Annotated in this window: 21 protein-coding genes; 7 read left to right on the forward strand and 14 right to left on the reverse strand. The window is 60.0% G+C overall.

The genetic code is table 11. From position 1 onward, the window contains the following. Positions 1-63: 63 nt before the first annotated feature. The gene (locus AC1DUY_RS05645; RefSeq protein ID WP_478112896.1) at positions 64-948 is read right to left on the reverse strand and encodes an SDR family oxidoreductase; all 885 of its coding nucleotides are present in this window, start codon (positions 946-948) and stop codon (positions 64-66) included. 79 nt (positions 949-1,027) lie between these two features. On the opposite strand from AC1DUY_RS05645, the gene AC1DUY_RS05650 reads away from it, so the two are divergent. Next, positions 1,028-1,651, forward strand: a complete 624-nt coding sequence (locus AC1DUY_RS05650) for a TetR/AcrR family transcriptional regulator (RefSeq protein ID WP_478112898.1) — start codon at positions 1,028-1,030, stop codon at positions 1,649-1,651. A 173-nt stretch (positions 1,652-1,824) separates the two neighbouring features. Here AC1DUY_RS05650 and AC1DUY_RS05655 read toward each other — a convergent pair whose 3' ends face one another. From AC1DUY_RS05655 to AC1DUY_RS05665, 3 genes are read right to left on the reverse strand one after another with little or no spacing between them, the layout of a single operon-like run. Continuing rightward, positions 1,825-2,931 carry an ABC-type transport auxiliary lipoprotein family protein gene (locus AC1DUY_RS05655; protein WP_478112900.1) on the reverse strand — a complete coding sequence of 369 codons (1,107 nt, stop codon included), beginning with the start codon at positions 2,929-2,931 and terminating at the stop codon, positions 1,825-1,827. A gap of 1 nt (position 2,932) precedes the next feature. Further along, positions 2,933-3,712 (reverse strand): ABC transporter ATP-binding protein, encoded by a 780-nt coding sequence (locus AC1DUY_RS05660; RefSeq protein WP_478112902.1) that lies wholly within the window; start codon positions 3,710-3,712, stop codon positions 2,933-2,935. A gap of 2 nt (positions 3,713-3,714) precedes the next feature. Next, on the reverse strand, positions 3,715-4,851 hold the full coding sequence (locus AC1DUY_RS05665; RefSeq protein WP_478112904.1) for an ABC transporter permease: 1,137 nt from the start codon (positions 4,849-4,851) through the stop codon (positions 3,715-3,717). 438 nt (positions 4,852-5,289) lie between these two features. Here AC1DUY_RS05665 and AC1DUY_RS05670 point away from each other — a divergent pair, with 438 nt between their 5' ends. The 5 genes from AC1DUY_RS05670 to AC1DUY_RS05690 all read left to right on the forward strand — a co-directional run bounded on the left by AC1DUY_RS05670 (position 5,290) and on the right by AC1DUY_RS05690 (position 10,244). Continuing rightward, positions 5,290-5,688: a translational machinery protein gene (locus AC1DUY_RS05670; RefSeq protein WP_478112906.1), complete on the forward strand. Its 399-nt coding sequence runs from the start codon at positions 5,290-5,292 to the stop codon at positions 5,686-5,688. Positions 5,689-5,764: 76 nt separating this feature from the next. After that, positions 5,765-8,167, forward strand: a complete 2,403-nt coding sequence (locus AC1DUY_RS05675) for a phosphoketolase family protein (RefSeq protein WP_478112908.1) — start codon at positions 5,765-5,767, stop codon at positions 8,165-8,167. Between the two features lie 9 nt (positions 8,168-8,176). Next, the gene (locus tag AC1DUY_RS05680) at positions 8,177-9,376 is read left to right on the forward strand and encodes an acetate/propionate family kinase (protein ID WP_478112910.1); all 1,200 of its coding nucleotides are present in this window, start codon (positions 8,177-8,179) and stop codon (positions 9,374-9,376) included. A gap of 75 nt (positions 9,377-9,451) precedes the next feature. Further along, positions 9,452-9,676: a hypothetical protein gene (locus tag AC1DUY_RS05685; RefSeq protein WP_147421566.1), complete on the forward strand. Its 225-nt coding sequence runs from the start codon at positions 9,452-9,454 to the stop codon at positions 9,674-9,676. Positions 9,677-9,701: 25 nt separating this feature from the next. Continuing rightward, on the forward strand, positions 9,702-10,244 hold the full coding sequence (locus tag AC1DUY_RS05690) for a GNAT family N-acetyltransferase (protein WP_120287017.1): 543 nt from the start codon (positions 9,702-9,704) through the stop codon (positions 10,242-10,244). A 131-nt stretch (positions 10,245-10,375) separates the two neighbouring features. Here AC1DUY_RS05690 and AC1DUY_RS05695 read toward each other — a convergent pair whose 3' ends face one another. The 7 genes from AC1DUY_RS05695 to AC1DUY_RS05725 all read right to left on the reverse strand — a co-directional run bounded on the left by AC1DUY_RS05695 (position 10,376) and on the right by AC1DUY_RS05725 (position 17,889). After that, positions 10,376-11,077, reverse strand: coding sequence for an ABC transporter ATP-binding protein (locus AC1DUY_RS05695; RefSeq protein ID WP_068734624.1), 702 nt, complete (start codon positions 11,075-11,077; stop codon positions 10,376-10,378). Further along, complete coding sequence (locus tag AC1DUY_RS05700) at positions 11,070-11,804, reverse strand: ABC transporter ATP-binding protein (RefSeq protein ID WP_478112913.1); 735 nt, start codon at positions 11,802-11,804, stop codon at positions 11,070-11,072. The genes AC1DUY_RS05695 and AC1DUY_RS05700 overlap by 8 nt, the downstream gene beginning before the upstream one ends. 2 nt (positions 11,805-11,806) lie before the next feature. Continuing rightward, on the reverse strand, positions 11,807-12,829 hold the full coding sequence (locus tag AC1DUY_RS05705; RefSeq protein WP_478113375.1) for a branched-chain amino acid ABC transporter permease: 1,023 nt from the start codon (positions 12,827-12,829) through the stop codon (positions 11,807-11,809). 79 nt (positions 12,830-12,908) lie between these two features. Further along, a complete protein-coding gene (locus AC1DUY_RS05710) occupies positions 12,909-14,129 on the reverse strand; it encodes a substrate-binding protein (protein WP_441230568.1) in 1,221 nt (406 codons plus the stop codon). Positions 14,130-14,133: 4 nt separating this feature from the next. Further along, positions 14,134-14,991, reverse strand: a complete 858-nt coding sequence (locus AC1DUY_RS05715) for a branched-chain amino acid ABC transporter permease (RefSeq protein ID WP_441230569.1) — start codon at positions 14,989-14,991, stop codon at positions 14,134-14,136. Between the two features lie 35 nt (positions 14,992-15,026). Continuing rightward, on the reverse strand, positions 15,027-16,541 hold the full coding sequence (locus tag AC1DUY_RS05720; RefSeq protein ID WP_478112916.1) for an amidase: 1,515 nt from the start codon (positions 16,539-16,541) through the stop codon (positions 15,027-15,029). Positions 16,542-16,707: 166 nt separating this feature from the next. Next, the gene (locus tag AC1DUY_RS05725; protein ID WP_478112918.1) at positions 16,708-17,889 is read right to left on the reverse strand and encodes a substrate-binding domain-containing protein; all 1,182 of its coding nucleotides are present in this window, start codon (positions 17,887-17,889) and stop codon (positions 16,708-16,710) included. Between the two features lie 174 nt (positions 17,890-18,063). Between AC1DUY_RS05725 and AC1DUY_RS05730 the strand changes: the two genes are divergently transcribed. After that, positions 18,064-18,501, forward strand: a complete 438-nt coding sequence (locus AC1DUY_RS05730) for a MarR family winged helix-turn-helix transcriptional regulator (RefSeq protein WP_175366344.1) — start codon at positions 18,064-18,066, stop codon at positions 18,499-18,501. 25 nt (positions 18,502-18,526) lie between these two features. Here AC1DUY_RS05730 and AC1DUY_RS05735 read toward each other — a convergent pair whose 3' ends face one another. The 3 genes from AC1DUY_RS05735 to AC1DUY_RS05745 all read right to left on the reverse strand — a co-directional run bounded on the left by AC1DUY_RS05735 (position 18,527) and on the right by AC1DUY_RS05745 (position 22,662). Further along, on the reverse strand, positions 18,527-18,913 hold the full coding sequence (locus tag AC1DUY_RS05735) for a RidA family protein (RefSeq protein ID WP_478112920.1): 387 nt from the start codon (positions 18,911-18,913) through the stop codon (positions 18,527-18,529). Between the two features lie 18 nt (positions 18,914-18,931). Continuing rightward, the gene (locus tag AC1DUY_RS05740; RefSeq protein ID WP_478112922.1) at positions 18,932-21,292 is read right to left on the reverse strand and encodes an acetamidase/formamidase family protein; all 2,361 of its coding nucleotides are present in this window, start codon (positions 21,290-21,292) and stop codon (positions 18,932-18,934) included. 128 nt (positions 21,293-21,420) lie between these two features. Continuing rightward, the gene (locus AC1DUY_RS05745) at positions 21,421-22,662 is read right to left on the reverse strand and encodes an acetamidase/formamidase family protein (protein WP_478112924.1); all 1,242 of its coding nucleotides are present in this window, start codon (positions 22,660-22,662) and stop codon (positions 21,421-21,423) included. Positions 22,663-22,687: the final 25 nt, after the last annotated feature.

The following is a 22,687-nucleotide window of genomic DNA, read 5'->3' on the forward strand; positions in this document are numbered from 1 at the left end:
GAGGTCGCGAAATCAAAGTCCGGGGGGGGGGGGCTTCGCTGCCCCGAACTGGCAGAGCTCGGACTACTTCCGAAACTTCGAGATGTTTTCGCCCAGCCACCCGGCGACGGATCGAGGTTCGCGGCCCGTCAATGCCTTAAACGTTGTTGTCGTTTCAGCCATCACCGACTGGTAAAATAGGCGGTCTAATCCGAGCAGCACGTCAGCGACAAACTCGCTCAGTCCCGAGGCAAGGAGCTTCTCGCGCTGCTCTGCAGGGCTTCGCTGCTGATATGTGACGGTCCTACCAAGCAGTTTCGAGATTTCTTCGGCGACCTCGGGCATGCTTACGGCCCGCGGGCCGGTCAGATGGTAGACGCGCTGAGAAGTGGGGTGCGCGTTGTCCAAAAGCGCGACGCGCGCAGCATCGGCGACATCGCGTGTATCGATCAGGTTGACCACTCCCGAGCCGGCCGCGCCGCCCCATGCATCATCCGCGACTGGAGTGCCTGCGCGCGCCAGGATGTCGACGAACGTCGACGGCCGCAAAACCGTGTAGCCGATGTCGACGGTCGCAAGATGCGCCTCGATCTGCATGTGCCAATCCATCGGGTGCAGCCGCGAGGGCGGGCCCATCGTGGACAATTTCACGATTTGACCCACGCCTGCGGCGACCGCCGCATCGATCAGGGCGATCTCGTTGGCAACCTGCTGGGGGGACGTGCCATGAGCCAAAAACAGCCTGTCGGCGCCACGCAGAGCTTCGTCGAGGGTCGATGGCGCGTCGAAATCCACTGCCGCGATGGTAGCGCCAGCGGGTAAGCCTTCCACATTCGGATTTCTCGTTAGCGCCACTAAATCGAGAGGTTCTGACGCCAGGCTTGCGATCAGCGCGGATCCGACGCGACCCGTGGCGCCGGCGACGGCAATGCGGGGGCGGCTGCTGTTGGGCTGAGAGTGCTTGAACATGGGAGCATCCTTACGTATCCTGGAACGATCGGTCCACCATTCTTGGAACGATCGTTCCATAATGTCAAGCGAGTACCCGATGAGCGGAAAGCCCCAGTTCGATGACAGTGCAGTGATCAACTCCGCGATGGAGGTGTTCTGGCGGCACGGCTACGCAGCGTCGTCGATCGACCAACTGACGACGGCGATGGGTCTGTCACGATCCAGCATGTACAAGCGCTTTCAGGACAAGGACGGACTGTTCCAGGAAGTGCTTTCGAACTACGCGCAGCGCGTCCTAAAGCGGATGAACGCGGTTCAAGCTGGCACGAAGCGCCAACAGCTGGAGGCGCTACTTCACGAATTCCTGCCCACAGCCGATAAGGCGGCCCGCCCAGCCGGCTGCATGCTCGCGCGCTCCTGCTCGGAGATGACCGATCTGCCGCCGGCGAGCCAAGCGGTGGCGCGGGAGGGACTCACGGGCCAGCGCACCATCCTCAGCGGAATTTTGCGTGAAGCGGTCGCAAACGGAGAATTGGCCCCGGGATCCGACATCGACGGGCTGTCGTGGCACTTCCTCGGTGTCCTGCACGCTTCGATGAACCTGCCGCAGGCTGGCGCCACGTCTGGAGAGCTACGCCGTGTCGTCAACCTCGCCATGTTGGCATGGCCGTTGATAGAAGACGCCAAGATGAACCCACGTCGACGACGTACTAACAACTAGTCTCCTGACTATAAAAGAGTTTTTATAAGAAATCGGGAACGAGGCCATCAGACCAAAGCTGTGGTCAAGTCTTGGCGAGCGACGCAGTTTTAATAGCTGAGCAACGGCGCCAACCTTTGCAGATGTCCGCTTTGCGCCAAAAGCGGACAAGCCAACCATTGCTGATTCCGAAGTCAGAAACTCTGGGTAGTCCAAGAGACGAGCTCTTTGGCAAGGTTTGAGAAAGCGGAGTCGAAAGCCCGAACGGTTCCTGGTGCATCCAGCTTTTCGATCCTCTGGCTCTGGCGAAATATCCGTGAAGCTATGACCTTTCCATCCTTATCCAAAATCTTTGTAGACAACTCAATTTCTGCCGCGGGCGTTTCATCGGGCCCAACGTCAAATCGTCTGACATCGATCAAAAGCTGATAATCGGGCTGAACGCCGTCCAGCGGCCGCGTGGGTGCATGTGTTACGTCGTAGTTTTCGAAACTCTCCAAGATCTTCGCCTGGACGAGCTTGGGAATGCTGTCTGCCCACTGCGCGTCAGAGAAGGCCACCGTGTCCTTGGGCTGCGAAAACAAGAATCGTTGCGTCTGCAAAAGGACGACAGCTGTTGGCTCGGGTATCGCGAACTGCCCCTTAAGTATTTTGGTTGGTGCCGGGAAATCAACAGCAGCGCGAAGATTATAGGTCACCTTAGATACCGGAGAAGCGCCGCCGCCCGTCATTCGCTCCAGACCGCTGACAATTCCGTCGAGCTTTCCAGTGTTGCGAGCGAGTCCTTCTGAGAACACTTGAAGATTGGCGATCGTGATTTTGAGCGGCGCGGCATTGTCCGCCAGAACGCCGTCGACCCGCCCAAGGGCATCGCGTGCCGCTTGTGTCATACTGCGGCCAGCGCCGGGTTCGGCTACCAGCATCGTCACGGGAGCGGAATTCGTCAACAATTTACCTCCCTCCAATGCGATTACCGGCACCCCCGTCAGTCCCTGGAAGTCCAATCCCACCTTTGTGTCACTGCGAACGGGAGTGGTGTTCACAACCGAGATGCTTGCATTGACGCGACTGGGGCTATCGGCCGCCAAATCGAGACGCGTCACCTCCCCTACGCGAATGCCGTTAAAGAGCACCGCGGCGCCCACCAGCAGACCCGGCACAGAGCCGTCGAACTCAATCTGATAGGCAGTCCGCGGACCTGAATTTCCGGTGCTATGCAGCCAGAATATAAAGCCGAACACCGCAGCGATAGCTGCGAGAACGAATGCGCCGACGATGACGAAAGGAGCGCGCGTTTCCATATCAAATCGCCTTTGGTTGGAGCATGAGGGAGCGCTTGCCATGGAAATAAGCCTTAACCCATGGATGCTCGGATCGAAGCAACTCGCTCATCGGTCCGATCGTGACGATTTTTCCATCAGCCAGGGCGGCAACGCGATCACAAACGGTATTCAGACTGGCGAGATCGTGCGTGACCATGAAGACCGTGAGTCCCAGCGTCTTCTGCAACGTCTTGATCAGCGTATCGAAATCGCCAGCTGCGATAGGATCGAGGCCGGAAGTCGGTTCATCGAGAAAGACGATGGCCGGATCCAGCGCCAATGCGCGTGCAAGCGCGACTCGCTTTGTCATGCCGCCGGAAAGTTCCGACGGAAACTTGGCACCGTCTTCCGGCGCGAGACCCACCATTTCCAGCTTGGCACTCGCAATCTCGGTCATGAGCTCGTCCGAGAGCGTTGCATTCTCGCGAAGCGGAAACTCGACGTTCTGCAATGCCGTAAGCGACGAGAACAGTGCTCCCTGCTGAAACAACACTCCCCATTTTGCAGCGACATCCCTTGTCCGGCGCCCGGGCGTCAGACCGATATCACTCCCCATGACCTCGATCTTTCCGCTTTGCCGCTCAATCAAACCAATCACGGTCCGCATCAGCACCGATTTCCCGCCACCGGAGGCACCGACCAGCCCCAGGATTTCGCCGCGCCGAACATCGAGTGAAAGACGATCGATGACGATATGGCGGCCGAAACCGACAACTAGGTCCTCAACATGGATGGCAACATGCGTGTCTGTCTCCGGCATCGCTACATTCCTATCGATGCGAAGAACACCGCGAATAGTCCGTCGAGAACGATGACGAGAAAGATCGATTTCACGACAGATGTCGTTGTTTGTTTGCCTAGAGATTCGGCGCTACCTCTCACGCGAAGCCCCTCGCTACACGCGACGATCCCGATCACCAGCGCCATGAATGGCGCTTTGATGATACCCACTTCGAAATGCGTCACCGAAATCGCCTCATGTAACCGGGCTATGAATGTTACCGGCGACATTCCCCCATAAAACCATGCAACGAGGCCTCCCCCGTAAAGCGCCGCGACCGCCCCTACGAAGGCTAGGATCGGCAACGCGACGATCAACGCGACGACGCGAGGCAGGATCAGCACATCGACCGGATCAAGACCCATCGTCGATAGAGCATCAATCTCCTCGCGCATCTTCATGGAGCCCAGTTCAGCGGTGTAGGCGCTCCCGGATCTTCCGGCGACCATGATTGCAACGATCAGAACCCCCAGTTCACGCAACACCAGGATCCCGACCATATCGACCACATAGGCCTCCGCGCCGAACTTGCGGAAGTGGAAGATACCCTGCTGCGCGATAATGGCGCCGATCAGAAATGTAATCAGGACCACTATCGGAAGCGCCTGCCAGCCGACCCGATAGATCTGGTAAACCAGTGATGTCAGCCGAAACGATCTCGGGCGGCGAAGCACACCGACAGCGGCCAGGCAAATTGCGCCGAGCATTTGAAGGAAAGCCGACAGATCCAGAACTGCCGCCAGCGCCGCCCGACCTAGCATTTCGAATCTGTCGGCGATGGAGTTACGCTCTGTGGGACCCGGATTGCGTCGTCGATTGACCTGTCTTAATTCCTCGATCAGATCGATATAGTCTTCTGCAGCTCCCACAATGTGCGCGCGTTGGCCGCCGCTGGCCAAATGTCGCGATAATCGCTCGATCAGCCAAGCGCCCAACGTGTCGAGCTCCCGGACGCCGGACATGTTCACGGTTACCGACCGTGCCCGCGCGAGCTGCGGCGCTATGCTGGCAGATAGTTGCTCCAGAGTTGCCGCATTGACGACGGTCCAACTTCCTGTTGGGCGTAATTCGAGCTCATCGCCATTGGCGCTGGCTATCAGCAAAGGTGCACTCATCACGACGATCTCCTGCGCTTATGCCAAAACAGGCCAGTGGAGGCGCCATCGAGCGTCGTCAGCAGGACGACACGCGGATTGAAGTGGAGGCCACATGTTGGGTGACACGGATCGCCCTCAAATCATACAACGAAGTTCCTTCTGCCTGATCACCGGAACGAAATTCCGTTTATCGTCGGCCTGTAACTTATCTTCGGAACTTCCGCCGCTCTGGCGGTTTGGGTGAAGTGAACGAGGTCATCACGCGCGTTCTGGTCTTTTTCAATTAGATCGTTTCTGACGTGACGGCTGTTTGACGTATGTCAAACGGCCGCTCGCCGTTTGCCGTACTGTTCTGCGACGATATTCTGCAACAGCAAGCATGTGCCTCGCTTCTGCAGAGGATAACACGGCTGCAAGAGCAAGCTAGACGCGAGAGCAATTCGCAAACAAGGAAACAAGATGCATCATTTTCATGCGGTCGTTTGGATCGACCATCGCGAAGCGAAGATATTCCATGTCGGCCTCACCGGGACAGATCAACTCGATCTCCATCCGACATTCGAGACACGCCACATTCATCACAAGGCCAACGAAATCGGAAGCGGTCATGTCCACGAAGACAAGGGACTGATGAAAGACGTGGCGGACGCGGTGAGTGATGCCGGTGAGATTCTGATCATTGGTCCGGCGCAGGCGAAAACCGAACTGGCGACCTATCTGCGAGAGCATACGCATATCGGCAGCCGCATTGTCGGCGTCGAGGCCGTTGACCATCCCACCGATGGCCAAATCGTCGCTTACGCCAAGAAGCACTTCAAGATCGGTACATTGCGCGGCGACGCACCCGCAAGCCGCTGAAATTTGCGACCAAGCAATTGCGAATATTGGCGGCAGATATTTGTCGCGGTGCGGCGACTGGATCAAGGTGCAGCATATGCCACGTTATGGAGAAGCTTTCCTCAGCACCGACGAGGCTCAGCTAATTGATCGCTACTGGCGCGCCGCAAATTACCTGTCGGTGGGTCAGATATATCTACTGGACAACGCGCTACTGCGCGAGCCGTTGCGCAAGGACCACATCAAGCCCCGCCTGCTCGGCCATTGGGGAACCACGCCTGGGCTAAACTTCATCTACGCGCACCTGAATCGCGTTATTCGCGCCCACGACCTCGACATGATCTATATCTGCGGCCCCGGCCATGGCGGCCCGGGGATGGTCGCAAATACATATCTGGAAGGCACCTATAGCGAGGTCTATCCGGACATTACCCAGGATGAAGACGGACTGCAGAAACTGTTTCGACAATTCTCGTTTCCCGGCGGCATTCCCAGTCATGCGGCTCCGGAAACTCCCGGTTCCATCCATGAAGGCGGTGAACTCGGCTATGCGCTGGTGCACGCCTACGGCGCGGCCTTCGACAATCCCGACCTGATCGTCACCTGTGTCGTCGGAGACGGAGAAGCGGAGACAGGCCCCCTTGCCGCGTCATGGCACTCCAACAAGTTCTTGAGCCCGAAGCATGACGGCGCGGTATTGCCCATTCTTCATCTCAATGGTTACAAAATTGCCAATCCCACCGTGATGGGACGGATGAGCGACGACGAAATACGCCATCTGTTTCATGGCTACGGTCATGAACCGATGTTCGTCGAGGGCAGCGACCCTGCCGTTATGCACCCGTTGATGGCGCATACGCTCGAGCGCGCGATTGACAGGATTCGTGCGATCCAGGCTTCGGCCCGTGACGGTCGCGCAACGGTGGAGCGGCCGAAATGGCCTATGATCGTCATGCGCAGTCCGAAGGGTTGGACCGGCCCCAAGGAAGTCGACGGCTTGAAGGTCGAAGGTTTCTGGCGCGCCCACCAGGTCCCGATCGCCAATCCGCGCGGCAATCCCGAACATCTCAGTCTGCTCGAAGAATGGATGCGCAGCTACCGGATCGACGATCTGTTCGACAAAGCCGGTCGGCTGCTACCTGAGTTGCAGGCCCTGGCGCCGCACGGTCGCCGGCGCATGGGAGCGAATCCCCATGCCAACGGCGGTTTGCTAAAGCGCGAGCTGAAGCTACCTGACTTCCGCGCCTACGCCATCGATGTTCCCCATCCCGGCGGAACCGAAGGCGAAGCAACGCGCGTGATGGGGCAATTTCTGCGCGACGTCATCAAGCTGAACGCCGATGCGCGCAACTTCCGCATCATGGGTCCAGACGAGACAGCATCCAACAGGCTCGACGCGGTATTCGACGTGACCGAGCGCGTCTGGATGGAGGGCATCGAGCCGTATGATGTCCACCTCGCCCAGGACGGCCGGGTGATGGAAGTGCTCAGCGAGCATTTATGTCAGGGTTGGCTGGAAGGCTATCTGCTGACCGGCCGCCACGGGCTGATGTCTTGCTATGAGGCCTTCATCCACATCGTCGATTCAATGTTCAATCAGCACGCCAAATGGCTGAAAGTGTCCCGGGCTTTACCCTGGCGACGTCCCGTTGCCTCTCTCAACTATCTCCTTACATCCCATGTCTGGCGCCAGGACCACAACGGCTTCAGTCATCAGGATCCGGGCTTTGTCGACCTGGTCGCTAACAAGAAGGCCGACATCGTCCGGATCTACTTCCCGCCGGACGCCAACACACTGCTCTGGATCACCGATCACGTGCTTCGGACGTATGACCGCATCAACGTCATCGTTGCCGGCAAGCAACCCTCGCCGCAATGGCTCGGCATTGAGGAAGCTGCGACCCATTGCGACGCTGGGATCGGTATCTGGCCTTGGGCTGGCACCGAAGATACAGGCAGCGAACCAGACGTCGTGATGGCCTGTTGTGGCGACGTGCCTACCCTGGAAACCATGGCAGCGGTGGACCTGCTGCGTCAAGCCGTACCCGGCTTGAAGGTCCGCGTCGTCAACATCGTCGATTTGATGACGCTGCAACCCAAGACACAGCACCCGCACGGACTGGATGACCGCGACTTTGATGGCATGTTTACCCGGGACAAGCCGGTGATCTTCGCCTTTCACGGTTATCCCAACCTGATCCACCGCCTGACCTACAGCCGCGCCAACCATGCCGGCATGCATGTACACGGCTTCGAGGAGGAAGGGACGACGACCACGCCGTTCGACATGGTGGTGCTGAACCGGCTCGACCGCTTCCATCTCGCCATCGATGTCATCGAACGCGTTCCTGGCCTCGGCATCACTGCAGCGGCGATCAAGCAGCAGTTTCGCGACAAGCTGCTCGAGCACACAACTTATGTGCGCGCCCATGGCGAAGACATGCCGCAGATTCGCGATTGGAGCTGGCCAGACCACTTCACCAAGCACATAGCCGACTGAGGACAAGCGATGTCTGATGCCGTCCTTGTCGTGAATTCCGGCTCCTCAAGCATTAAGCTTGCGCTATTCGATATCGTATCAGATGGAGAGCCGAGATTGCTCTGCCGGGGGCGTCTGGACGAGCACGACGCCGAGCCCCGCCTGACGATCAAGCAAACCGACGGGGCCATTCTCTATGATCAGCATCGCAAGGTCGCGGACGGCCACGGAGAAGAACTGCTGCTTGATGCGTTGAATTGGATCGATGGCTACCTTGCCAGTGACGATCTGGTTGCAGTTGGTCATCGCGTGGTCCATGGCGGATTGGCCTTCGCAGCGCCGGTCCGATTGACGGGATCGATAGTCAATGAGCTTGAAAAGCTGACACCGATGGCGCCACTGCATCAGCCACGCTGTCTATCGCCGATACGTGCGATCATGACCGAACGGCCGGAACTGCCCCAGGTTGCCTGCTTCGACACGGCGTTCCACCACTCACTTCCCGCCTCCGCCACCCGCTTTGCCATTCCACGCCAGCTCCATGACGTCGGCATCCGCCGCTATGGATTTCACGGCCTATCATTCGAGTTCATTGCCGAACGATTCCTGGAACTCTCACCATCTCCCGACGAGAAACGATGCGTTGTCGCACATCTGGGCAGCGGCGCCAGCCTGTGCGCCATGCGCGATGGCAGCAGTATCGACACCACGATGGGTTTCACGCCGCTCGACGGCTTGGTGATGGCGACCCGCTGCGGCGCCATTGATCCCGGCGTGCTCCTCTATCTACAACAACAGCGTGGAATGTCGGCAACCGACCTCGAAAACCTGCTCTATCGAGAATCCGGGCTGCTTGGAGTGTCGGGACTATCAGGCGACATGCGAGCATTGCTCGCAAGTGAAAGCCCGTATGCCTCCGAAGCCATCGATCTGTTCGTGGATTCTATCGCCAGACAATCGGCGATGATGGTCAACAGTCTTCATGGTCTGGATTGCCTGATCTTCACCGGCGGGATTGGCGAGCACGCGCAGGAAATTCGACGGCGCGTTTGCGAGCAGTTGAGCTGGTTAGGTCTCGCCCTCGATTCAGACGCAAACGATGCAGGATCCGCATGCATCAGCACTAGGCATAGCAGTGTCGAAATCCGGATCATTCCGACGAACGAGGAGTTGGTCATCGCGCGTTATTGCGTAAGGAACCTAGCTGATGGCCTCTTCGATTCAGCCTAGGACACCGTCTCCTTCAAACTACCGAGAGACATTCGACGGGCTACCCGTCTGCACCATATAACCAACGAGGTCCCCATGATAAATCTTGAAACATACGCGCATGGCATCAGGGAAGCTCTGGACGAATGCCACGAGCACATGTCGCCTATGGAAGCTGGCGAACTGCAGATCGGCAAGCGCGCCACCGGTGGCGACTGGCAGGACATAACGGCCGAGACAGTCGATCGGCACAAGAAGATGATCACCACTTACGAAGGTATTCTGAAGGTGCTTTCTACCAAGCTGCAGGGCGGTTTTTAATGCAGGATCAGGCCACGAGCCACACATGAACGCGGTCGGTGGATCAACTCGTCCTTACCCGGTCGAATGGGAGCGACATCTCGTTCTCAATTCTGACTGGAGAATTTTTACGCGGCCGATTACGGCGGCGGATGAACCTCTGGTTCTGACGCTTCTCTCCCGCGTTAATAAGGGCGATCTCAGGCTTCGCTTCTTTGGTGCCATCAAAGAATTCTCCCACCCGTTTCTCGTAAGCTTGACGCAGATTGATTACGCTAAGGCCATGGCGTTCATCGCGTTCGATGAGGCGAGCCAGGAGCCGCTTGGCGTCGTCAGGATGCATCGCAAAGAAGACGGCGTTTCCGGTGAATATGCCATCCTCCTTCAATCGGACCTCAAAGGCAGAGGGCTCGGTTGGGCTTTGATGCAGTTGATTATTGAGTATTCCCGCTCCGAAGGGCTTAAACAGATCGTTGGCCAAATCATGCGCGAAAACACGATCATGCTTCAAATGTGCAGAGAGCTGGGTTTCGAAGTCATGGCCGACACAGAAGATCACGGAATTTATGATGTCACTTTAAACCTCTGAGTAAACGGAGCGGCTGCAACTCGGCATCAGAAGCATTTCATGATGATGTCCGCTTTGCGCCAAACGCGGACATTATTCACCCTGAAACGAAGGCTGCAAAAAGAAGTAGGTGCCAACGATCTCGCTTGGTTCTAAGGCGCCAAATACTGCAACAATCGTGGATCGTCGCGAATCTCGCCGGCCGAACCTGTCAGCGCAACCCGGCCGCGATCCAGCACGTAAGCGCGGCTCGCGACCCGAAGCGCGAGATCGAGATGCTGCTCGACGATGACAACGGCGATGTCCTTCGCCAGCAGGATCAGGCGCTCGGTAATTTCCTCGATGACACCGATCCAGACGCCTTCAGTCGGCTCGTCCAGCAGTAGGATTTTGGGATCTGACAGCATGGCGCGTCCGATCGCCAGCATCTTGCGCTCACCACCGGACAATGTGCCGGCAAACTGATCGAGCCGCTGGCCGAGCTTCGGGAAGATCTCCAGTACGCGGTTGACTGCCCCGCTGTCGCGATTGGTCAGCGCGCCGACGGCGAGATTGTCCCGCACCGAGAGTTTCGCGAACACCGAATGTTCCTGCGGGACATAGCCGACGCCGCGGCGGATGCGCTGCTCGGTCGGCAGTTTGCCGACATCGCGGCCATCGAGGCTCACCGCACCGCCGAGCACCGGCAACTCACCGACAATAGCCTTCATCAGCGTGGTCTTGCCGGCGCCGTTGCGGCCGAGAATGGCGACGCCGCCGCGCCACGGCACGCTGAGCGTAACGCCGAACAGCACCTGGCTGCGGCCGTAACCAGCATCCAGCGACTGGATATCGAGGAATTTATCGTCAGGCACGGCGGAGATAGACCTCCTGGACTTTGGGGCACGACTGCACATGCTGCACCGAGCCGGTCTGCAGGATTTGGCCCTGATCCAGCACCGTGAGGCGGTCGCAGATATCGCGGATGAAATCGAGATCGTGCTCGACGATGACAAGCGAACAGCACGCCTTGATCGGTTGCAGCAATTCGCCGGTAACGCGCCGCTCTTCCAGACTCATGCCGCCGGTCGGCTCGTCGAGCAGCAACAGTTTCGGCTCCGGCGCCAGCGCCATGGCGATCTCGAGCCATTGCTGCTGACCGTGCGATAGCGCGGAGGCCGGCTCGTGGGCGCGATCGACGAGACGAAACTGTTCAAGCATCGCCATGACCTTGTCATGCAGCACGCCGCGGGTGCGCGACAGCGCCAGATTGAGCAACGATGTCTGCGCCTGCAGCGCCAGCAGGATGTTGTCATACAGCGTCAGGGCCGGCAGCACGCTGGTGATCTGGAATTTCAGGCTCGTGCCGGCACGGGCGCGCTCGGCCGGCGAGGCCTGCGTGATATCGCGACCGCCGAAAGTGACGGTGCCTTGCGTCGGTGTCTCGGCGCCGGCGATACATTTCATCAGCGTGCTCTTGCCGGAACCATTGGGTCCGATCAGGCCATGGAATTCGTTGTCGGCGATGGTGAGATCGGCGCCGTTCAGCGCCGTGAGCTTGCCGAATATCTTGACGAGGCCTTTTGCTTCCAGAAGCGCCATGATTATCGCTTCCCCGGACGGCCGAAACTGCCGACGCGCTCGCGCTCTGACAACAACAGACTGACCAGTCCTGCGGGCCGGAACAGGATGACCAGCAGCAGCAATACGCCAAGAATGATCGGCCAGACGTCCTGATAGCTGTTCGACAGCCAGAAGCTGACGGCCTCAATGACAACCGTGCCGATCACGGCGCCGATCAGCGTGCCAGAACCGCCGAACAACACATACAGCACGACCTGGGTTGAGATCACCACGCCCAGCATATTCGGCCAGACGAAGCCTTCGTGAAACGCATAGAGACTGCCGGCGAGCCCGGCGATAGCCCCGCTCAGCGAGAAGATGATCGCCTTGAGGTGCTGCACCTTGTAGCCGAAGAAGGCGATGCGCTGTTCGTTTTCGCGCAGGCCAGCCAGCGCGAGGCCGAATTGCGAGCGCATCAGGAAACGACAGAGCAGATAGACCACGATCAGGAAGCCGATGGCCATGTAGTAATAGACAGGTCCCTCTGTGAGCTCATAGCTGCCGATTGTCATCGGCGGGATCGAGGGAATGCCGTTCTGGCCGCCGAGATAGTACCAGCCCCGCGCCAGACGATCGCAGGCATAGGAACCGGTCAGCGTGCCCAGCGCGACGAAGATGACGCTGGCGGGATGGCGACCAAGCAACAGAAAGCCGCCGAGCAGCAGCGCAAAGCCGAAGCCGATCAGAAGGCCGGCGGGCAGCACGAGCAGGATGGACGTAATGCCAAGATCGCGCGCCAGCAGCGCCACGCCATACCCGGCCGAGCCGAAAAACACGGCCTGGCCGAAACTCATGATGCCGGCATAGCCCCAGACCAGGTCGAATGACAGCGCGAACAGACAGAGGATCAGCACGCGCGTGGCATAGACGGTGAGATAATCCTGCAGCACCAGCGGCAGCAGCAGGCCAATGACCAGCACTGCGATCTCGATCATCGGCAGCACGCGCCATTGGCGCGATGCGCTGATGCCTCGCGTCAGAGATACGGCAGAGAGTGGCGTCATCTCGGTCATCAGGTCGCCGGCATGAGAGAAAGAGAAGCGGGAGTGATATCGGCCACTCCCGCGAGGTTCGGTTATCGACTCAGCATTCCTTGGGATCGACGAGACCGGCGCTGCGCGCGACGACCTCATACTTTCCGCCCTTGGCCACCGCCGTGTACATCTTCATCTTGCAGTGCCGCTGACCGGGGACCATCTCGGCCGGGCCGCCCGGGCCTTCGGCGATCTTGGCATGGTCGAGCGCCTTGGCAACTGCATCACGATCGACACTGCCGGCTTCCTTGACGGCCGCCTCCCACAGTTTCAGGCCGCGATAGGTGCCGGTCGCGGCACTGCCAGCCGCGAACAGGAAGTTGCCGGGAAACTGTTTTTCGTAGGCCGCCTGGAGCTTGGCACTGAACGGATCTTCCGGCGTCAGCGCCTTGAAGTAATCGAGGCAGCTTGCGAGGCCCTCGATCTCGGCCGGCTGATTGATGCTGAGCGTGTTCTCGTCATAGTAGACGCAGGCGAGCCGCCCGCCATTCTTGAGGAAGCCTGCTTCGGAGAGCTGCTTGAAGAATGGCCCGACACCTGGCGGAATGACGGTGTTGAAGACGACATCCACCTTGTTCGAAATGATGCGGTTCACGGTCGACGAAAAATCGATCTGGTCGAGCGGGTAGTATTCCTCGAACACGACCTCGCCGCCGTTGGCCTCGATCACCTTGCGTGCATAGACGTTCAGCGTATGCGGCCAGACATAATTGGCACTGGGCAGCGCGAATTTCTTGCCGCCATTCTTGATCAGCCAGGGAATGAATTCATCACATTGCTGCGCCGGCGTCGGCCCGGTGCAGAACAGATAGGGCGTGCATTCCTTGCCCTCATAGAGCTGCGGATAGATATAGAGCGTCTTGCCGCGGGAGACGATCACGTCCTTGATGGCGTTGCGCATCGACGAGGTAATGCCGCCGATGACCAGATCGACCTTTTCGCGCTGGATCAGCTTACGAACATTGCCGACCGCGACGGATTCATTGGACGCGGTGTCCTCGATATACAGTTCCAACGGTCGGCCCAGCAGGCCGCCGGCATCGTTGATGTCCTTGATCACCATCCTGGCCACATTGGCGTCAGCATTGCCGGCATAGCCCATCGGCCCGGTCAGATCGGTACCGACACCGACCTTGATCGGTCCGGCAGCCGCGTTAGCCCAGCCTGCGGGGATGACCCAGCTTCCGATACCGGTAGCGATGGCCGTCGAAGCAAAGGCGAAGTTGCCAAGAAAGCGGCGGCGGCTGAGAGTGTTGGCGTCATGAGACATTGGACTAAACCCCTTTTCCTGCAACGAGGCCCTGCGGCCGGAATTTGATGAAGATGATGGCGAGCACGAATACCGCGACGTCGGCGATAACGGGCGAAATCACCCACGGCAGCGCTGCACTGAGCGTGCCGATCAGGCCTGCGCCAGCCACCGGTCCGGCAAAGGAGCCGATGCCACCGACCATGACGGCGACGAAGCCCTGAATCAGAAAGCGAATGCCGAGATCGGCGAACAGCGTGAACACCGGCACGATCAGCGCGCCGGCCAGACCTGCGAGCGCGGCGCCGAAGGCGAAGGTTGCGCCATAGATTGCGTTGGTCGAAATGCCGGAGGCTCGCGCCAGCGCCGGGTTCTCCAGGGAAGCGCGGATGCGCAGGCCGAACGCGGTGCGCGCCAGAAGCAGATAGCTCCCTGCCATCACCAGTGCGGTGATCACGATGATCACCAGACGCCAAGTTGAGAAATGCATGCCACCAATGGTCACCGAGCCGCCGACCGGCTCCGGCACCGAGAGATACAGCCCACCGATCAGGCCACGCACGATCTCGCGAATGATGAGTCCGAGCGCATAGGTGCCGAGCATTGCCACGATCGGCGCGGCATAGAAGCGCCGGACAATCAGCCGCTCCAGCACGAAGCCTAAAGCACCGACCACGAAGGGTGCAGCGATCATGCCCAGCCACACCGGTGCGCCGGCGGAATGGACGATATAGGTGACATAGGCCCCGAGCAGAACGAACTCGCCCTGCGCGAAATTGAAGATACCCATCATGCTGGCGATGATCCCCAGCCCCAGCACGACCAGCACGACGATCGCCCCGAAACTGGCGATCTCGAAGATCGCCATGATCAGATTATCCATGCGCGATCACCGATCCCCGCTTCTGCATGGATTCCTCACATCGTCTTCCAATCAGCGGACTGCTCGAAAGCGTGCGCGGCGCGATAGATGGTCATCTCGTCGAAATGTTTGCCGACCAGCATTAGCCCGACCGGCAGACCATCGACCATGCCGCAGGGGATCGACATCGCCGGATGATGCGAGATGTCGAAAGGCGAGGTGTTGGAGATCATCTCAAAAGCGCGGCCGACGACTTCTTCACGCGGCGCGCCGGGCGCTGGCAGCGGTGTCGCCTTCATCGGTGTGGTCGGCATCAGCAACAGATCATAGCTCGCCAGCGCCTTGTCATAGGCAGCCGTGACGCGACGCGAGATGTTCAGCGCCTTGCCGTAAAAACGAGGCCCGAAGTTGTTATTGATGTAGGTGCCGAACAGCAGCAGCAGCTTGGTGGTTTCGGACAGCGAATCCGCCTGCCCGCGCCAGCCGCGATGGGCGTCCATCAGCGAGGTCGAATAGAGATCCGACCGACTGAGGCCATACCCGTCGCCCACCATCATGGTCTGGGTCATGCCTTCGGTGCCGATCGGGGTCCAGACCGCCGCCGCGGTAAGATGCATCGGGATCGAGATCATCTCCACTGTCGCGCCGAGATCGGCGAAGCGCTTGGCGGCTTCGCGAACGCTGCGGTTGACCGCGTCTTCGGCGCCGAGCTGCTCGAAACCCTCCTTGACGATAGCGATCTTCATGCCCTTGACACCGGCGCCGAGCGCCTTGGTGTATTCCGGCACTTCCGGCGACTTGATCCGCGGATCATAACCGTCATCGCCGGCAAGCACTTCCAGCAACAGCGCATTGTCGGCGACGTTGGATGTCATCGGGCCGGTGTGATCGACGAAAATCTCGATCGGCATGATGCCCGTATAAGGCACCAGACCCCAGGTCGGCTTCATGCCATAGGTGCCGGAGAAGGAAGACGGCATGCGGATGGAGCCGCCCTGATCGCCGCCGATTGCCATGTCGACTTCGCCAAGCGCCACGACAACGGCGCTGCCGGACGAAGACCCGCCGGCGGAATAGCCCATCTTGTGCGGGTTATGCACGTTGCCCGTCGAATTGGTGTGGCTGCCGCCGGACATGCAGAAGGATTCGCAATGCACCTTGCCCATGATCTCGGCGCCGGCGTCCAGCATGCGCGTGACGATGGTGGCGTCGAAATCCGGCACATAGCCTTCCAGCGTGGAGGAGCCGTTCATCATCGGCACGCCGGCCAGCATGATGTTGTCCTTCAGCGCGACGGTCTTGCCTTTGAGCTTGCCGCCGGGCGCACCCTTCACCACGGACTTCCGATACCAGGCGTTGCGCGTGTTCTCTTCCGGCGCGGGCCGATAGCCAGGTGTACGCGGATATTTCACTTCGGGTACTTCGTCGGGCATCGCCGCCACGACGTTGTAGGCATCGACGGATCCCTGCATCAGCGCGCGGAACGAGGTGACGTCCTCATCGGACAGCGCGAGGCCGCACTGATCGGCGACGGCGAGGAGTTGATCGGGAGTGGGAAGTGAAACGGCCACGATGATTTCTCCTGATATCCACGATGCAACCGGCGCGGCATTTCTTCGGGATGCCCACGCCGTCAAGGCGACGACGGTGTTGCCTTTCGCGCATCATTAGAAAGAGAAATATTTTCCTTTTCAAGTATTATTTTTCGGGGTCGTCCTGATCGGGTCTGCGACTGACCTAGAATGTCCGGATGAGCCTGAAATCCAGACCGTCTGCTTCGGCAAGATAGATCGGCATTTTCGCCCGCCCGCCGCGCATGCTGACCTCACCGCGGGCGCCGTGATAGGCCACGCTGGACGCCGCGTTCAGCATCGGCCGGACGTCGAATGAGCCCGCCTTGGTCGCCACGGATTCGAGAAACCGAAGCCCCTCGTAGTTCGACTGCGCGACCGATCCCGGCACAGGCGCACAGCGTCCAAACGATGCTTCATATTGCGCACGGAATGCATCATTCGCCGCCGACGCGCGGTCGACGAAATAGCCCGATGCACAATAGAGCCCCTCGGAGCTATCCGCGCCCATGCCGAGCAGCAGCGTTTCATCCATGGCACCCGCCAATCGGAGAACCTTCGACGAGAGACCATGTTCGGCGAAGGCGCGGTTAAACACGATGCTGTCGGTACCGATCAGCGAGATGACCACGACATCCGGCTTGGCGGCCCGGATACGGGCGATCTGGGCATCGTGATTCTGCTCGCCAAGCGCAACGAATTCCTCCCCCACCACGCGCCCTCCGGCGCCGGCGATGTATGTCTTGGTGGCCTTGTGGGCCAGCCACGGCCAGACGTAATCGCTGCCGATCAGATACCAGCGCGCCGCTTTCTTTTCACTCGCCAGCCATTCGATGGCCGGGCGCGACTGATCGCGCGGCGTCTCACCGATCGCCATCACGCCGGGCGTGCGTTCGCCACCTTCATAGACCGGCGTGTAGATATAGGGCACGCGCCCGGCGATCACCTTGCGCAGCGCGACGCGGACCGCGCTGATATGCGAGCCCATGACGACATCGACATCACCGGCTGCAATCAGGTCAGCTGCCGTGCGGACAACGCCATCGATATCGCCGCCGGCGTCATGAAACACCGGCTCGATCTCGCGCCCGAGAATGCCGCCGCGCCGATTGATCTCCGAAGCCGCGAGCATCATGCTATTGGTGCCCGCCAGGCCCCAGATCCCGGCCGGGCCGGACAGGCCGATAAAATTGACGACGCGCAGCTTTTCGCGATTGCGACGCCGCGGAAACAGATCGGGACGTACTATCGCGTCACGACCTCCCCCCCTGTCCTGAAAGCCCTTCAGCAACCATGGCGCCGGCATCGGCAGCGCGCCGGTCGTTGCAATCTGCAGTGACGAGAGCATGTCGCTCTCCTTTCGACATTGTCAGCGGCGGCGGCGGCATCAGTTGATCGGCAGTAAAATCGTGCGAAAGAAAATATCGTAGAGGAAAATATTGAATATTCAACGATTCCCGTGCATATGGATCAGGCAAAGTCGCCTAATATTCATCACCTCTTCCAGCAAAGTTTCCCAACCGTGGCCAAATCGCCGAGCACGCCCATCACCGAACACCTCGCTTATCTGCTGGCGCAGGCGAACCGGGAGATTAATCGCCAGCTCGATGCGCGCTTCAAGAAGGAAGGCGTGCCGGTCGAACAGTGGCGCATTCTGAAAGTGCTGTCCGACGGCAAGGGCCATTCCATGGGCGACCTCGCCGATGCGGTTCTGCTGAATCATCCGACTCTTACCAAGATGGTCGATCGTATGGTGTCTGATGCGCTGGTCTACCGAGTGCAGGACCCTGATGATCGCCGCAAGGTGGTGATGTTCATCTCCGACCGCGGCAAGACTCTTACCCAGCGGCTGAACTCGCTGGCGCTGAGCCAGGAAGCCCATATCGCCGAAAACTACGGCAACAAGGCAACGGCCGACCTGAAGCGCCTGCTCGAAAGCCTGATCGAAAAGGCGAACTAGGTTTTCCATCTCTTCGCACCGACCATTATCTGGGCCGTCGACAAACCAGGTCGATTTCGATCAGAGCGTCATAAGCGAGGTCCGTGACGCCGACACAGGTCCGCGCCGGCAGGCGATCCGGCGGAAAATAGCTGCGATAGGTCTCGTTCATCGCCACGTAGTCGCGCTTGAACTCGGTGAGATAAATCCGCGTCATGGTGATGTGCTCGAAGCCGAGATCGAGCCCCGCGAGCACTACGCGCAGATTTTCCATCACCGCTTCGGTCTGAGCCACGATGCCATCGGGCAGCACGCCCGGCATCGCCGGCGTGTCCGGCATCTGCCCGGTGACGAACACGAAGCCGTCGGTCTCCACAGCATGGCTGAACGGCGCGACCGGCTTCGGCCCGCCGGTGATCATGTGAAATTGCAACAGCGCGTCTCCTGGACCTTATGATTTTGACGTGTGGTCGAACACCCGCTTGCTCAGAATGGCGTGGACGCCCCAATTGCCATCGACGACCTGCGTCACGCCGAAGTCGACCGCGACCGACATCAACGCGATCGCCTCATCTTCGGTGAGACCTTTGATGTTCATCAGGAAGCGCCGCATCTTGCGAAAGGCATCCTTCATCGCAAGATCGAGCGACGAGGTCGCATAGACCTCGCTTTGCCCCTTTGCGCCGAATTCGGCGAGATAGTTCGGATGGCTGAAGCCCATCAGCACCCAGTCACTCTCGGTCTCGATCAGCGGATAAGTGAGATCGGCGAACGCCTGGCCGGCGAGATTGCCCTTCTTGTGCAAGACCACCTGGAAGGTTCCGGTCATCGAACATTCGATCGCCGTGCCGCCGAGTTCGCCGTCGCCCTGCGCGGCATGGGGATCGCCGACCGACAGCAATGCGCCGGGCACCGACACCGGCAGATAGACCGTCGATCCCTTGCCGAGCCGCCAATTGTCGAGATTACCGCCAAAATAGGCTGGCGGCACTGAATCGACGAGATCGGCCTCTCGCGGCGCCACGGCAATGACACCGAAATGCGGGCGCAGTGGAATGCGAATGCCGTCGAGCACGTCATGCCGACGCCGTACAGAGGCCGGCGTAATCGGAATGCCCGGATAATCGTAGGTGTTGTGCACGGTGCCGAACGGATCGGTCTGCGGCTCCCAGCGATACGAATAGAGCGCGCGCGCATATGGCAGGTCGTCGTGATCGAGAATTTCGTAGATCGTCACCGCTTCGCGCGCATTCTGCTCGGCGAGAAATTCCTTGTAGTGATAGCCCCACCATGCCGCGACACTGCTGCCAAAAACCTGACCGTCGAAATCCGGATTTCGACTGGCGCGCGGCACGATGTCGAGGATGCGGATTTCAAGCACGTCGCCGGGCTGCGCGTCCCTGATCGCCACCGGCCCGGTGCAAATGTGGACGCCAAAGCCCTCGCCGGCACCGCGGCCATAGATCGAGGCGTCCATCGGACCGGCACCGCGGCGATCAACATTCTTCTGATCGCGCGTCCAGCGGAACACGCTTTCAGCGCCGACATCACCCTTGATCATCCGCTCGGGATCGTCGGACGCGTGCTGCGTCAGTGTTTCGATGGTGATCGTGTCACCGGAATTGATCTCGATCTGCGGCGGCAACGAGCGGCTGAAATAGCCCCAGTGCACGCGAGATGCATCGGCGGCGAGATGATGATGCCGCTGATTCTTCGAAGCCTCCGCGATGCCGTGCGTGATCGTCGCGGCCGGCTCCGGCTGCGCAATCTTCCCCGTGGTCGACGGCGCGTGCTGGCTGCGCAACTGCGCCAGCGCTTCCTGCGGCCATCCGCGTTGTCCCGCCGCCGTGGCCGACGCCGTCAAGCGCTCGGCTTCATTCTGGCGGAATTCGCGCGGCGACAGGCCGAAGCGGTGACGGAACGTGCGGCTGAAATGCGCGGAGTCATTGAAGCCGGCACGAAAGGCAATCTCGGAAATCGAGTGATGCGCCTCGGACGGATTCGACAGATCGGCCCAGGTGCGCTGCAGCCGGCGTTCGCGCAGGTAATGCGTAAAGCTGCTGCCGGTGCCTTCGAATAGTTTCTGCAGATAACGTTCGGAGATGCCCTCGGCCTGCGCCACCTTGGCCGGCGTCAGATCCGCATCGTAGAGGCGTCGCTCGATGGTTTGGCACAGCCGATGCAAGGTCGCCGCCTTGGTCGCCGTGCCGCTGTTGAGATCGGCCGTCGGCTCGGCCAGTTGACGTGTAAAGGTCGGCAACAGATCGGCAAGACTTTGTGCGATCGCCAACCATTCGGCATCGGACAATGTTTCGAGGTTGCGGGCCGCCTGTTCCATCATACGCGCGAACACGTCGCCGAAGCCGCCGGGGCCTATGATCTGAACATCGGCGATGGCGGGTGCACTGGCGCGGCGGCTGTGCAGCGGATCGGACGTCACCGAGAGCACCACCGCGCGCATGTCGCGCTGGAATGCGACGCTCCAGTCCCCTTTGCGGGGCAGCAACAGCAGATGCCCGACGGCGACGATCTGATGCCCCGCAGCGGTCTTCAGCGCGACGCCATCCTCAAGCGGCAGCAACATCAGCGGATGGTCGCTGGCGAGATCGGCCAATGGCGAGATCGCCTGTGCGCCGGCAGACAATTTGGCCAGTGCAATACCTTCGAAGGTGCGACGAACTGCGGTGGCGTGGCCGTGATGCGTGGTCGTCGCAGCCGTCGGCTGCAGGCCAATCGAACCCAGGACGTCGCGCCATGCTTCGGGGCGGTCGTCTTCAGAGTAGGATTCACTGGTGAACGGACGGAGGCTCATGCATCGACCTTCATAGCCAAAGCGAAGCAACCTCCGTGCCATCCCGAAGGACGCAGCGCCCTGCCCTGCAACTTCCCGGATCACCGCGCCATCACCCTCATAGCCAAATTCAATGCAATTTCATCCGCTTAGTCGCAGCGGAAGACGTTCTTGCGGATTGTGCCATGGACGCCCCAATTGGCATCGACCACCTGCGTCACCCCGAAATCCGCACCGACCGACATCAGCGAGATCGCCTCGTCTTCGCTCATCTTGTGCACGGTCATCAGGAAACGCCTGAGCTTGCGGAACGCATCGCGCATGGCCCGATCGAGGCTGGAATGATTGGCGACGTCGAGCTGCGCATTGGCGCCGAGTTCGGCGAGATAGTTCGGGAAGGTGAAGCCGTAGACCGACCAGGCATCGGCGGTTTCCAGCATCGGATGCGTCAGGCCTTCGAGGGGCGTACCGCCGAGGTCACGATGCTTGTGCAGGATGAACTCGAAATCGCCGGTCAGCGAGGTCTCGATGGCCGTGCCGCCGAGCTCGCTGTCGCCCTGCGCGGCATGGGGATCGCCGACCGAGAAGAACGCGCCGGGCACCGCCACAGGATAGAACATCTTGGCGCCCTTGCCGACGCGCCAGTCATCGATATTGCCGCCTGTGTAACTCGGCGGGATCGACGACACGAAATCCTCCTCGGATGGCGCGAGGCCCATGGTGCCGAAATGCAGCCGTGCCGGCACCTTGACGTTGGGCAGGATGTTTTCGCGTTTCCTGATGGTCGCGTGATCGACGCGCACGCCGGGATAATCGATGGTTGGATGCAGGATGCCATCGGGGTCGGTCTGCGGCGTCCAGACATAATTATAGACCGCCTTGGCAAACGGCTCGCCCGATGTATCGAGTTCGAAGATCGTCACGACCTCGCGCGGCTTCGGTTCCTCGATCAGGTCGTGATAGTGGAAGCCCCAATTGGCCGCAACGTTGGAGCCGAAACACTTGCCGGCATAACAGGCCTTGCAGGCCGGTCGCGGGCGCACGTCGAGAATACGTACTTCCAGCACATCGCCCGGCTCCGCGCCTTCGATCGCCACCGGCCCGGTGAGCAGATGCACGCCGACGCCTTCGCCTGAGCCGCGAATGAACGGACCTTCCGTCGGGCCGGAGCCGCGGCGGACGATGGCCTTGTGCTCGCGGGTCCATTTGAACACGCTCTCGGCGCCGGGATCGCCTTCGATCATGCGCTCGTAATCGTCATTGGCATGATGCGTCAGCGTTTCGATGGTAGCGCGGTCGCCCGACTTCAGCGTTAGCGCGGGCGTGACCACCTTGCTGAAATAGCCCCAGTGAACGGTCTTCGGCGACACCGGAAGAAGATGATGCTTCATGCTGAGGCCCTCATAGACATTGAAC

The sequence above is a fragment of the Tardiphaga sp. P4_G1 genome (assembly GCF_056401215.1).